Consider the following 12,572-nt stretch of genomic DNA (forward strand, 5'->3'; position numbering starts at 1 on the left):
AAATGGTGACGGGACAGATACCATGTTGCAATTGCATAGTCACTATAAGGAGTTTCTCTCTGTGCCAAGGGGATCGAATCATTACGAAGTTTGCTTCGAATAATGCCAAAAAGAATGAATCCTAACAAAAGAGCGCCTAATGCCATGAACCAATCATAACTCCACCATATCAGTGCTCCAATACAATAGTTCCCATAGCTAAGTGAATATCCGATGATTCGGGCTTGTAATCTGCATTGACGTGTCGGCAATGTCGGAGTCGGATCGATATGAAAGGTTAAGGGTTCCGTATGCATACTAAAGCTGCATTTTTTCATCAGATGTAGCTTCACGTTGCGCTACAAATGTATCTTCGATGCTTTGAGGTTCTACAAACACTTGCTCAAAAATCTGTTGGGCTGTATTCCATCGGTTTTCTTTGGAATTGAGCATAACGATAAGACAGTCATTCCCGTCTTTTTTTGCACGCGCAATGAAACATGGTCCCGCTTTAGAGGTGTATCCTGTTTTAACCCCTACGGCATATTCGTATTTTCCTAAAAGATGGTTGTGTGTTTTAGCGATGAATTTTCGATTGGTATTGAGTGAATAATAGGTATGTTCATTTTGTCGAGTTATGTCGTTGAATAGAGGGTTTTGGATGGCGTATTCGGCCAGATGGAGAAGATCGAGTGGGGTAGAATGATGCATTCCGATATCAAAACCGCACGGATTGGTAAAAAGGGTATTTTCCATCCCGATTTGTTGAGCTTTGAGATTCATCATTTCAACAAATGTTTTCAAATCCCCCCCGATAGCGATAGCAATAGCCATTGCTGCGTCATTATCGGATTTAATCATGGCGGCTTTAATCAAATCATCAAGACGGATCACCTCTCCCTCTTTGTAACCGGCTTTGGTCGGTTCAACTCCGATCATTTCAGCGGTAATGGTAACGCCGCGATCCAAATTTCCCTGTTCAATTGCCAAAATTGCAGTCATGATTTTAGTGAGGCTGGCAGGTTTAACCTCTTTGAGGGCTTCTTTATCGTAAATGATTTCACTCGTTGTCAGCTCTTTGACCAAGAGTGCTTCGACATTGAGTTTATCGAGTTTCTCTTTGTCGACTTGGGCATGTACGGACAAAGAAAGAAAAAAGGTTAAGACAATTAGGTATCGATATATCATTAGGCTATATTACTTTATAAAAGGATAGGATTTTTTTATGATTACGAAAAAATGTAAACACTCAACACTAAAATTGTTATTTTTCCATATTTTTGTTTAAAATGTAGAAAAATGGAACGTATATCGATATGATATGTTGCATAATCATTCGTATCGCAGTGCATCGATCGGATTAAGACGTGCTGCTTTCCGCGCCGGAAAATAGCCGAATACGATTCCTACAAGGGTAGAGAATAAAAAGGCGACCAATACAATCATCGTGTTAAAAATCAGCGGCAGGTCAAAGAATACACTGATTCCTATCCCAAAGCCGATTCCCAAAATGACCCCGATGACGCCTCCAAGCGAAGAGAGGACAATCGCTTCGACCAAAAACTGTAAAAGTACTTCTCTCTCTAATGCCCCGATGGCGAGACGTATTCCGATTTCACGGGTACGTTCTGTGACAGAAACAAGCATGATATTCATAATCCCGATCCCTCCGACGAGGAGACTGATCGTAGCGACGGCACCTAACAATACGGTGAGCATTTTTGTCGTGGAGGTAAGAGTCTGAACTACTTCTCGCAAATCGCGGACATTAAAATCATCTTCATCTCCGCTGCGGATATGGCGTCGCTCTCGCATCATAGCGGTGAGTGAAGATTTGATGTTTTCGATGCTTGATGCATTTTTAGTTGAGAGCATGATGACTGAAATATCTTGATTACCGCTGATACGGCGTTGGAACATACGGATGGGGACAACGATGATATCATCTTGATCCATTCCAAACATAGAGGCCCCTTTAGGGTGGAGCAGACCGATCACTTTACAAGAAAAGTTGCCTAACCGTATGGAAGCGCCGATGGGGTCTTGATCACCGAAGAGCTCTTTGCGTATCGTTTCTCCGATGACACAAACGGCTTTTCCACCTTGCAGTTCAGCAGGTGAAAACATTCTTCCCGATTCAAATGCCCAATCTTTGACACTAAAGTAATCGTTGTCACTACCGTCGATCGAGGTGGAGTAGTTTTGGTTTCCATAGACGGCCTGCATCCCTTTGGAGGCTACGGGTGCTACCCCTTTTAATCCTCCTATTTCGCGTCGAATAGTAGCAATATCATTATGGGTAAAGCGCTTAGCCGTTGCATCGGTCCCTTGGGGTCCGTGTCGATCTTGCCCCGGGCGGACGATGAGCATGTTACTGCCGAGTTTTGAGATGCTATTGGTCACATACGCGGTGGTAGCATCTCCGAGCATTACCATAGCGATAACTGAAGCAACTCCGATCACAATCCCGAGTGTCGTCAGAATAGAGCGTAAAGCACTACGCCGAATCTCTCTGAGGGCTAAAATAAAAGCATTCCATATCATGCTTGTACCTTATCGATGAGTCCGTCACGAAAACGGATCGTACGCTGCGCATATGAGGCCATATCATCCTCATGGGTGACCATTATGATGGTAATCCCTTTGTCACGATTAAACGATTGTAACAGCTCCATTACTTCGATACTTTTTGCAGTATCGAGATTCCCGGTCGGTTCATCGGCAACAAGAATCAACGGATCGGTAACGATAGCACGTGCAATCGCAACGCGCTGTTGTTGACCTCCTGATAGTTCTCCGGGAGTGTGATGAGCAACGTGTTCCAATCCGACACTTTTGAGTGCACTAAGAGCCTTGATTCTACGTGTTGATGCGTCAACTCCGCGATAAAGTAGCGGAAGCTCTACATTTTCGACTGCTGACGTTTTACCGAGCAGATTGAATCCTTGAAAAATGAATCCAATATAGTTGCGCCGTAGTAAAGCCCTCTGATCTCGATCCAGGGTTGTTACATTTACCCCTTCAAAGAGGTATGTTCCCTCGCTAGGGGTATCGAGACATCCGATGATATTCATCGCGGTTGATTTTCCCGATCCGCTTGGCCCCATGATAGCGACAAATTCACCGTGTTCAATCGACAAATCGATCCCGCGCAGAGCATATGCTGTTGCTTCGCCTGTGCCGTAGGATTTGCTAATTGCCTCAAAGGTGATAATCGGCTTTTGCATAGTCACTTCTCGTCGATTCCGATGATGACACTGTCATTGGACTTTAACTCGGTTGCGACAATAGCGGTTGAAACTCCATCGCTTTTTCCGGCGCTAACATCAATTTTGATGGGTTTGTTTTGACGAAGTACCCATACTGATTTGCCATCGGTGTTGATCCCTTCTTTGGCTTTTTGGGATGAGGTATTTTTATCTTTTGGAGGAGTAAAACGTAACGCGGCATTAGGGACTGTTAGCTTATCATGCAAGATGCCCGTAATAATTTGAGCGGTAGCCGTCATTCCCGGACGCAGACGCAAGTCATCGTTAGGAACTTCCACAACGGCGTCATAGGTAACGACTCCGTTGAGTATTTTCGAATTCAAACGAAGTTGGGTAATAACCCCTTTAAAGGTTTGATGGGGATAGGCATCAACGCTAAAACTAACGTTTTGGTGTTCTTTGACTTCTCCAATGTCCGCTTCATCGACACTGACGATCACTTTCATCGTATTGAGATTTTTGGCCATCGTAAACAACACCGGTGTTTGCATTGCTGCAACGACGGTTTGCCCGGGTTCAACTTTGCGGTTCAATACGATTCCATCAATCGGTGAAACAACGACCGCTTTTCGGAGGTTATCTTTGCCGATAGCGAGTTCGGCTTGCGATTGTTGTGTTTGTGCCATGGTGGCTGCAACGGAGGCTTTAGCCGAAAGGAGGGCATTATCCGCTTCGTCCACCGCTTGTTTGGAAGGGTAGTTCCCTCCGGTAGACGTATACATCTTGTGAACACGCTCCCACTCATTTTGAGCATTTGCCAGTGATGCTTTTGCAACGGAAACATTTGCTTGAGAACGTTTCAAAGCCGCTTCAGCACTTGTTACATTCGACGATAGTCGTGTTGTATCGATTCTCGCCATGATTTGACCCACTTTGACACGATCGTTATAATCAACAAGAACGTCGCTAATCGTCCCCGATACCTCAATTCCGACATCGATAGTGTTTGTCGGTTCGAGGTTTCCCGTCGCTGAGACGGCAGTTGTGAGATCTTTTCTCTCTACTGGGGCAGTGATATAGTGTATGGTCTCTTTTTTAGTGTGATTGATCCAAAACCATCCTCCCGTTAAGATCGCTAACAAGATAAAAAAAAGGGGGAGATATTTTTTCATGGGTGAGGATGAGGGGGAATTAAGCCCTAATGTTTGTTTGATAGATTCGCTGTTCATCGGATGTCCTTGGAAGTATTGAGAGAAAAATGGAGTTTGGCTAATTCGATTTGGATGTTGATTTCATTGATTTTAATCTCTAACTCTTCGATTGATTTGGTATTTTTGAGGGTTTGGAGATCGTAGCCGGTTTTTACTCCCGCATTGACGCCTGCTTGGGTAGCTTGGATCAAGTCATTATAGAGAGTGAGGTTTTGATGAGTGATAGCAATCACATCATTATAGCTTGCAATCAATTCGAGCGATTGTTTATAGATCGCTTCGATTTGACGCGATTTGTCAGCGGTTGATGCATTTTCTTTGAGATAGGCTGAACGCGATTCTTGAATCGTTGATGAGGCGTTGTAACTGAGCGGAATGTTCAATGAGAGCCCAGCGGTATAATAATTGCCTCTATAATCGGTTGGAAGTTCGTGGGCGTCATAGTTTTGATACCCCACTGTCGTATTAAGCGCAAGAGAGGGGAGATATTTGGTTTTTGTTACGTCATACAACCGTGCAAGTGTTTGGCTTTGAGCACGATTGTACGCAAGATCAAACTGATCTTTGAGATATGAGTCTTTTTCAATCAAAGAGAAAGTAGGAAGAGAGAGCGTATCGGGATCGAGATCACTGTATTTTGAGAGTTCCAGGTGCTCTTGTGCAATCACATAGCGAAGCGATGAGCGTGTTTTGAGCTCGCTGCTTTTTCCCATCAGTGCGTTATTGAGTTCGGTGATATCGACTTTTCCAGCATCATAGAGCTGATGTTTGATAAAAATCTCTATTTCTTTGTTTTTGAGACGAAGATTGCTTTGCTCAAGCTGATAGTTATTTTTTTTGAGATTGAGAAGCGTATTGAATATTTGGCCGTTGAGGGATGCGATGGTTTGTTTGAGTTGTATATTACGTGTTTGTTGTTTTGCGTCAGCGTACTCTATCTGATAGGTGATTCCGCCGGATCGGAAAATGTCTTGGGAAAGGGACGCCGATACGGAACCGAGCGTGTTGTGATAATCGCCTTGGGCACTTTTATTGGTTGAATACGATCCGTTCAGATTGATCGGAGAGAGCCAATCATTGCGAAGTTTTTGATGTTCGGCATCAATATTTTCGTATTCGTAGTGTAGTATATTTTTTTTAGTATCACTGAGGAGTGAGAGATCATCACCATTTACAGATGAAGCTAGAACGAGAAACAAAGAAAACGGAAAATAATATAGGAGTTTCATTCTTTGATTGTAGTCTAATTTAGGTAATTTTAGTGTAAACAGAAATTAAATGTTTTTTGAAAAAAGTTTGATTTTTTTGGGGTCGCACAAATATTTTTTTTCATTCGAAACCCGGGCACATTTTTCACAGATAAACTTCGGTTTTTTGACAATTTTGATTATTTTTTTGATCTGAGTATTCAGTTCATTTTTTTTGAGTTTACAAAGTGTTTTCATCTAAATTTCCTTTGGATACTATTTATGCCCTTATTGTAATGCAATTTTGACAATTAGAATGTAATGTGAAAGAAAAAGAGAAAAAAAGTGTTTAATGAGATGAAAAACAGCCCATTTTTTAATGTATTTAGGGCTGTTGGAGGTTTTTAGCTTAATTGATCCATCGTACGAAGCAATTCTTCCATCTTATCGTCTACACTGCCGACAAATTGGGTCAAATCCATCATTTCATCCATATTTTTATTGAGCGATTCACTGTTATCGGTAATGGCTTGAATCAAAATATTGATTGTAGCGGATGTTTCGGCCAAGCTTTTTTGTGTTCGTTCTGCAAGTTTACGGACTTCGTCTGCAACGACCGCGAATCCCCGACCGTGTTCCCCCGCACGCGCCGCTTCGATCGCGGCATTGAGAGCCAAAAGATTGGTTTGATCGGCGATATCACCGATGGTGGTCAAAATTTGTTTCGTCTCTTGTGCGTTTCCTGCCAATGTTTGAAGGTTGCCGGATAGCTCATGCTCTTTGTTTGCTACATTTTGAATACGATCGACGGTCGTATTAATCATGGAATTGAGCTCTACGAATTGATTTGCACGAAGTGCTTCAATGGTCTCTTTTAGTTGCTTTGTATTATTATTTAGAACCTCTTTGGCTTGATTGTTTTGATCTTCCATCGATTCTAACGCACTGCCTAATGCATTGATTTTTTCTAATACCTGAGCCATTTTTCCTTCGACTGTAATGTGTGCCCGAGCGGAAAATTTCCCTTCACTCAACGACTCTAACACTTTAATCGCTTGATCGAGATTTTTTTCGGTGGAATCGAGCATATGGTTCATGGTTTTTCGCAGAAGATGGACATGCGGTGTTTTTGAATCGCTCGCAACGCGGCACATAAAATGTCCACGGCCCACTTTATCGGCTAACAATACCATTTCTCCAGCAACTTTGGTATCTTGTTCCAAAATAGATTCATATGTTTTTGCAAGATGATTCAGTTTGTCTTCCGTAGTGTTTGGTTCAGCAGCGATAGGCTCAAGTTGATTTCGTTTAAACAACAGTAAATCTTCAAACTCTTGGAGATGCGTATCTAAATCATCAGACCCTGATGAAGTCGAAAGACTCATCCCTATTGCTGTTATACTGAGTAGAAAGACAACCCCGGCACTTACCCATAGAGAATTCATGGTAATTGTCAAAACTAGTCCTACAACCCCTAAGAGCGATAAAATAATCATTTTTGTATTTTTATTCATTGGATCTTCACCTTATCGCATTGTTTTGTAGAGCGTTTCCGCTTTTTGGATTTCAGCTGTTGATGCTTTGCGTCGGCAGGACATATAACCGCCTTCTCCGTCTCCGCAGGCAATATTAGGATAAACGGTAGCAAATACCCAGTAAAAACCGCCGCTTTTAGTAGCATTTTTTACATACCCTTTCCATACTTTCCCGCTTTTTACGGTGTCCCACAAATCTTTGAAAGCTGCTTTTGGCATATCGGGATGACGAACGATGCTATGAGGCTGCCCGATTAACTCTTCGAGAGCATAACCGGCAATCTTACAAAAATCCTCGTTCGCAAAAAGAATTTTCCCTTTTGAATCTGTTTGTGATACTAAAAAATCAGTATCTTTTAATACATGTTCCATCGGTTCTCCATGATCTTAATAAACTGCAATAAGTGTATATTGGGGATTTATTTTGATATATTTGAGATATATAATAACGGTATAAGGTTACTTTTTGGTTATTTTAGGGGATTTACGGAAGAATATTGATTTTATAACCTATATTTTTGACTGTAATAATCGCTTCTTCACCAATTTTTGAACGAAGCTTTTTAATAAGGGTCTTAACACTGCTTTCAGATGTCATTTCATCGTACCATATGGCGTATTCGATTTGTGTTTTACTCAAAACGGAATATTTGTTTTTGACAAACAACGTAAGTAGCTCAAACTCTTTTTTGGTTAAAAAAATCATTTCGTTATCCTTGCTTACAACTTTATGCATCATATCAATGGTGATCCCATTGACGAGTATAATTATATTTTTTTCAACATGGTTATTGTTGGTTGCTGCTGCTTTCCCTTCCAACGATTTTTTAGCGAGAGCAAGTACTTTATCAATTTCGATGGGTTTGATCAGATAATCCGCAATATTGAGCGGAATCACTCTGAGCAGTGTTTCAGAATCTGTGTATGCAGACATAAAAATTACGGGGATATTGAGATCGAGATCTCGAAGTTGTTTAACAAAATCGGCTCCGTCTTGATAGGGCATCCGCATATCGGTGAGGATGATATCGACATGTTGAGATAAAACGATATCTCCGGCCTGGTTTCCGTTTGTTGCCGTGATAACATTTTTAAAATATCTTCTCATAATGTTTGCTAGAAAAGACAATGCTGTCGCATCATCTTCGATAATCAGAATGGAGTAGTTTTTTAAATCTTCATAACTATTGTCTTCTGTGACCAATCCGTTTCACCTTGTTTTTCGTTATATTAAAATATTATAGCAATAACTCTAGATAATTGGTGTAAATTATTTCGGAATCATCAAATGAAAAGTACTCCAACCTTCTTTTGTATCGGTTGTGTAGGAGAGTTGACCTTGCATGAAATACTCTGTGAGTGTTTTGGCAATATAAAGACCTAATCCGGTTCCCGATTTTTTTGTTGTGAAATAGGGGGTAAAAATTTTATCAGCGATAGAGGGATCAATCCCCCCTGCGAAATCGGTTACATCAATACATAAAATGTTATTTTCAGCACTCAGGGTTATGATGATGTGTTTCGAGGATTGGGAAATTTGTAATTGGTTCAACGCCTCTTTTGCATTTGAAATCAGATTGAGAAGAATATGTTTTATCTCTGTTGAATGAGTAGAAAGATTAAATATTTCAGGATGTTTTTCTTGATCTACAGGATACATTTCTCCCGTTTTGTTTTTACATCGGATCTCTAAAATAATCCCTAATGTTTTGAATTGCATGTCGCAAAGTTGACTAATTTCATGGACTACATGAAGAAGATTGCATTCATGCTGATTTTTTTGTGTATAAAAAAAGTCTCGGAATGTATCAAGTGTCTGAGACATGAATTGGAGTTGATGCATAACGTTTTTTTGAGATTCAGCAAAATATTCTTTGGTGAGTTCTTGATGGTGAAATGCTGATACCAAATCTTGCATTATCAATCCGATAGAATTTAAAGGTTGTCTCCATTGGTGTTCAATAACTGCAATCATATTACCCATTGCATCCAGCCTTGAATGATGAAGAACCATCCTCTCGTTTTTATTTTTTTCTTCTTCGATACGACGTGCATTCAAGCGTATTATTCTGACCATGGGTGCTACAATCAATAAAAGCGATACTAAAATGATTGAGCCAAATTGGATAAGTCTTCGGGTCAGAATTTCATTGGGTGATACTTCAGGCTGATACAAAGCCAAGAGTTTTTTTCCGTAAAGATCAAATGAAAATGCAATGGTGTTGCTATTTACCCAACGATATTCTTCATTTAGAAGCGGCGAGAAATACTCTAGAGATTGATGAAAAAAATCCGGCGCCTTTTTTTTATCTGATTGATATCGTGACCATGCCCATTGCGGATCGGGATGAATCAAAAAATATCCTTCATTATCGACAAGATAAAAATGGGAATGGTTGTATTGCAGCAGGTGTGTAATCCACTCTTGCATGTAGTAGTTGATAACAATAAGGGCTTGTTTCTTCCCATCTTTATAAACTGGTATCCCAAGACGTAATGTAGGGTTAAAGGGAATATCGATTTTCCCATGCTCAATATTGAGGTCAAAATCTGAAAAACCGACAGAGTTTTTTGGAAGAGAGACAAACTGTTTAAAATAGGGCCGATCTGATTTGTTCTGGAGTTCGTTAATCGGCGTTTTGTAGAGCGTTCCATCACGTCGACGGTCAAATCGGATCCGTTCATCTCCGTTTAAGCCTATTAGTCTGATTTGCATAATTTGTGAATCAGCCTTTAAACAATGGTAGAGCAATTTTATTGCTTCTGAATTGTTGTCATCGATATACGTTTGAATTTCCCCATTGTCGGCTAGTGTCCTGATGACATTAGATTGTATTTTTTTAAAGTCATCGAGATAAAATTGATTAATCTTGTTTTGTTGAGAAAGAAGAGTCAGTGTTTGTGATTGTATGTCGTAATGGATGAGCCACATACCGCACACCATGATAATAATAGAGAGAAAAACACCTATTTTGAGTGAAAAGTTTGGATTTTTTAGCATCTAAACATCGTATTTGGAATAATCCTTTGCCGGGGACATTTAATTGTTTCATGAACGGAGTATAATACCGCCAATTTTCATAAGGAATTATTTAGTGTACCGTTCTTTTCTTTTTCTTACCTGTACGTTGTCACTTGCTTGCGCACAAGAGATCTTACAACTGGACAAAATTGAGGTTGAAGAACACTATAGTGTTGTTGAGGAGCGTAAAGAAAATTCTATCGCCAAGCGTATCATCAAAGGTGAAGAGTTAACTCAATACGGTGATATGAATGCGCTTGAGATGCTAAAACGAACTCCGGGTGTAACGATTAATGAGGGAAAAGGGAAAAAAGGCTCTCCCGGAAAAGGTTATACGAAAGTATTGATTGACGGGGAGGAAGTCACATCGACAAAACGGGGAAATCCGCTTGAGCAGATCAGCCCGGATATGATTCAACGTGTAGAAGTGATGAGTAATGGTTCTGCTGAATATACGGCTGAGTCTATGGGAGGTATTGTCAATATTGTGCTTAAAAAACCCTCTTCATCTACCAAAACCACTGCAAAACTCACAGGTGGTTTGTACAACGGTGAGCCGATGAGTTCTTTGTTCGCACAGCATGAGGGAAAAAACGGCAAACTAGCGTATCTTTTTAATACCACGGTATCGGATAACAACCAAGAGGATACTTCATCGGCACAAACCGATACGTACAGTGAAAATACCAATACATCGGCACGATTTCGCTCATTGGGATTGAATACAAAGCTGATTTTTACCCCTACATCCAAAGATAAGTATATGTTTGACGGTGCAATCAATCGGAGTGACTACACGAAAGAGAGTCTCAAAAATCGATACAGCGGTGTGAATGAAACGATATCCCAGCAAGATGAGGGAGATGCGCTTATGCTATGGACCAAGTTTTCAGGGAGTCATAACCTCTCCGGAACGGAATTGTTAGAGTGGAAACTAAAATATCATCAAAACGATTCGGATGGTTTGACGCGCAGCAATAACGGTTCAACCTACCGTGAACAAAAAGACGAAAGTGCATTACGGGTACTTGGCGTTGAAGGGAGCTATTCGTTAGCGTTGAATGAACATTTTATCAAAACAGGTGTGGATCTCAAACAATTGCATCAAAGCGATGACGTAACGAACTATGTTAATGGTGTTCAAAGTAGCGACGATCATCAGCGCCTTCGTGAAAATAAAGGGGCATGGTATATTCAAGATGAGGTGAACATTGGGGAAAAAACAGTTATTACCCCTGGAATTCGCTTTGAACGTTCCGTACGGCAATTTGACCAAAGCGCTGCAATCGGCTATGTTGCTCCCTCACTTCATGCTCTTTATAAGCTGAGTGAGAATGACAACCTCCGTGCCAGTATCGCGAAAACGGTTCGATTGCCACGGTTGGATGAACTCTCATCCTCACTGGATAGCTCGTTGGATCAAAATGATTTTTCTCATCCGGATGTCATCGGAAATCCGAATCTCAAAGAAGAAAGGGCTCTTAGCTATGAATTGCGCTATGAGCACTTTTTTGAGGATAAAGGGATTGTGAGTGTCGGAGGTTTTTATCGCAATATCAGCGATAAGATCGAAAAAATGACAACGTTCCAAGCCGGACGATATATCCAACGCCCTTACAATTCGGGTGAGGGGAAATTGTGGAGTCTAGAATTGGAACTCAAAAAATCACTTGATTCGTATGTTTCGGGATTGGGAGTTTTTGCTAATGCAACGTTGCAAGATACATCGTTGGTGAGCAATGGAGTGGAACGAAAGATTAAAGGGACAAGTGATTATCTTTATAACATAGGAGTTGACCACACCCTCAAAGAGTATCGTTTGACCTACGGAGCTGCATATCGGTATGTCAGCGGTTATGACGATCCGATCGATGAGAATGGAATTATGGAAACGCAAGACGGTCATGGAACGCTTGACCTTTATGCCACCAAACGGTTGAATCAGACCTTTAAAATGGGATTGAACCTCAAAAATATCACCCAAGAATCAATCGTAACGACAACCAAAGGGTATGGGCACACCCAAGTTTCTGATGAAAATTCTCGATTCCACTTTTTGGTTACATTGGATGGTCGCTGGTAATTGACGAATAAATAAAGCTATATCTAAACTTAATCCGTCATTATAGGGAGAATTCGTTAACCGATTGTAGGTTAAGATGGTTAGTATTCTTCTCAATCTACATTGGAGGCATCGTATGAAAGACAATGAACCTACACTTGAATCGCTTGACGATTATGATACCCTTAAAGGGTCAAAAAAGCGCGTTGTATGGAGTGTCATTTTGATTGGGCTCCTGATCGGAATTATATTTGTCGTTGTCAAGAGTTATTATGGCGGCGTGAATGATTCAATCTCCGTACAAGAAGCGATTGGCAAAGTACCCGTAAAATAATGGTAAAATTCCCCTTTTCAATCCAAGGAATTT

Annotated in this window: 12 protein-coding genes; 2 read left to right on the plus strand and 10 right to left on the minus strand. The window is 40.8% G+C overall.

What is annotated here, in order from left to right:
• From CJD30_RS08490 to CJD30_RS08535, 10 genes are all read right to left on the minus strand, one after another.
• On the minus strand, positions 1-296 hold a 296-nt coding region (locus tag CJD30_RS08490), incomplete at its 3' end, for a hypothetical protein (protein ID WP_294918319.1).
• Position 297: 1 nt separating this feature from the next.
• On the minus strand, positions 298-1,167 hold the full coding sequence (locus CJD30_RS08495) for a serine hydrolase (RefSeq protein ID WP_294918321.1): 870 nt from the start codon (positions 1,165-1,167) through the stop codon (positions 298-300).
• Between the two features lie 144 nt (positions 1,168-1,311).
• A complete protein-coding gene (locus CJD30_RS08500; RefSeq protein ID WP_294918323.1) occupies positions 1,312-2,523 on the minus strand; it encodes an ABC transporter permease in 1,212 nt (403 codons plus the stop codon).
• Positions 2,520-3,206, minus strand: coding sequence for an ABC transporter ATP-binding protein (locus CJD30_RS08505; RefSeq protein ID WP_294918325.1), 687 nt, complete (start codon positions 3,204-3,206; stop codon positions 2,520-2,522). The genes CJD30_RS08500 and CJD30_RS08505 overlap by 4 nt, the downstream gene beginning before the upstream one ends.
• Before the next feature lie 2 nt (positions 3,207-3,208).
• Positions 3,209-4,417, minus strand: a complete 1,209-nt coding sequence (locus CJD30_RS08510) for an efflux RND transporter periplasmic adaptor subunit (protein ID WP_294918327.1) — start codon at positions 4,415-4,417, stop codon at positions 3,209-3,211.
• Entirely contained in the window at positions 4,414-5,628 is a 1,215-nt protein-coding gene (locus CJD30_RS08515; RefSeq protein WP_294918329.1) for a TolC family protein, read from the minus strand. The genes CJD30_RS08510 and CJD30_RS08515 overlap by 4 nt, the downstream gene beginning before the upstream one ends.
• Positions 5,629-5,990: 362 nt before the next feature.
• The gene (locus CJD30_RS08520; protein WP_294918330.1) at positions 5,991-7,100 is read right to left on the minus strand and encodes a methyl-accepting chemotaxis protein; all 1,110 of its coding nucleotides are present in this window, start codon (positions 7,098-7,100) and stop codon (positions 5,991-5,993) included.
• A 12-nt stretch (positions 7,101-7,112) separates the two neighbouring features.
• Entirely contained in the window at positions 7,113-7,493 is a 381-nt protein-coding gene (locus CJD30_RS08525) for a PAS domain-containing protein (protein WP_294918332.1), read from the minus strand.
• 112 nt (positions 7,494-7,605) lie between these two features.
• On the minus strand, positions 7,606-8,325 hold the full coding sequence (locus tag CJD30_RS08530) for a response regulator transcription factor (protein WP_294918334.1): 720 nt from the start codon (positions 8,323-8,325) through the stop codon (positions 7,606-7,608).
• Between the two features lie 66 nt (positions 8,326-8,391).
• On the minus strand, positions 8,392-10,122 hold the full coding sequence (locus CJD30_RS08535) for a sensor histidine kinase (protein ID WP_294918336.1): 1,731 nt from the start codon (positions 10,120-10,122) through the stop codon (positions 8,392-8,394).
• A 94-nt stretch (positions 10,123-10,216) separates the two neighbouring features.
• Here CJD30_RS08535 and CJD30_RS08540 point away from each other — a divergent pair, with 94 nt between their 5' ends.
• Together CJD30_RS08540 and CJD30_RS08545 are read left to right on the plus strand one after the other, a co-directional pair.
• Positions 10,217-12,226, plus strand: coding sequence for a TonB-dependent receptor (locus tag CJD30_RS08540; RefSeq protein ID WP_294918338.1), 2,010 nt, complete (start codon positions 10,217-10,219; stop codon positions 12,224-12,226).
• Positions 12,227-12,341: 115 nt separating this feature from the next.
• Positions 12,342-12,539: a hypothetical protein gene (locus CJD30_RS08545; protein ID WP_294918340.1), complete on the plus strand. Its 198-nt coding sequence runs from the start codon at positions 12,342-12,344 to the stop codon at positions 12,537-12,539.
• Positions 12,540-12,572 lie beyond the last annotated feature (33 nt).

Origin of the sequence: Sulfuricurvum sp. PD_MW2, assembly GCF_002633015.1 — a bacterium.
Classification (GTDB): domain Bacteria; phylum Campylobacterota; class Campylobacteria; order Campylobacterales; family Sulfurimonadaceae; genus Sulfuricurvum.

Coding starts and splice junctions, on each gene's coding strand:
- CJD30_RS08495 (WP_294918321.1), bottom strand. CDS start 1,167: ATGATATATCGATACCTAATTGTCTTAACCTTTTTTCTTTCTTTGTCC.
- CJD30_RS08500 (WP_294918323.1), bottom strand. CDS start 2,523: ATGATATGGAATGCTTTTATTTTAGCCCTCAGAGAGATTCGGCGTAGT.
- CJD30_RS08505 (WP_294918325.1), bottom strand. CDS start 3,206: ATGCAAAAGCCGATTATCACCTTTGAGGCAATTAGCAAATCCTACGGC.
- CJD30_RS08510 (WP_294918327.1), bottom strand. CDS start 4,417: ATGAACAGCGAATCTATCAAACAAACATTAGGGCTTAATTCCCCCTCA.
- CJD30_RS08515 (WP_294918329.1), bottom strand. CDS start 5,628: ATGAAACTCCTATATTATTTTCCGTTTTCTTTGTTTCTCGTTCTAGCT.
- CJD30_RS08520 (WP_294918330.1), bottom strand. CDS start 7,100: ATGAATAAAAATACAAAAATGATTATTTTATCGCTCTTAGGGGTTGTA.
- CJD30_RS08525 (WP_294918332.1), bottom strand. CDS start 7,493: ATGGAACATGTATTAAAAGATACTGATTTTTTAGTATCACAAACAGAT.
- CJD30_RS08535 (WP_294918336.1), bottom strand. CDS start 10,122: ATGCTAAAAAATCCAAACTTTTCACTCAAAATAGGTGTTTTTCTCTCT.
- CJD30_RS08545 (WP_294918340.1), top strand. CDS start 12,342: ATGAAAGACAATGAACCTACACTTGAATCGCTTGACGATTATGATACC.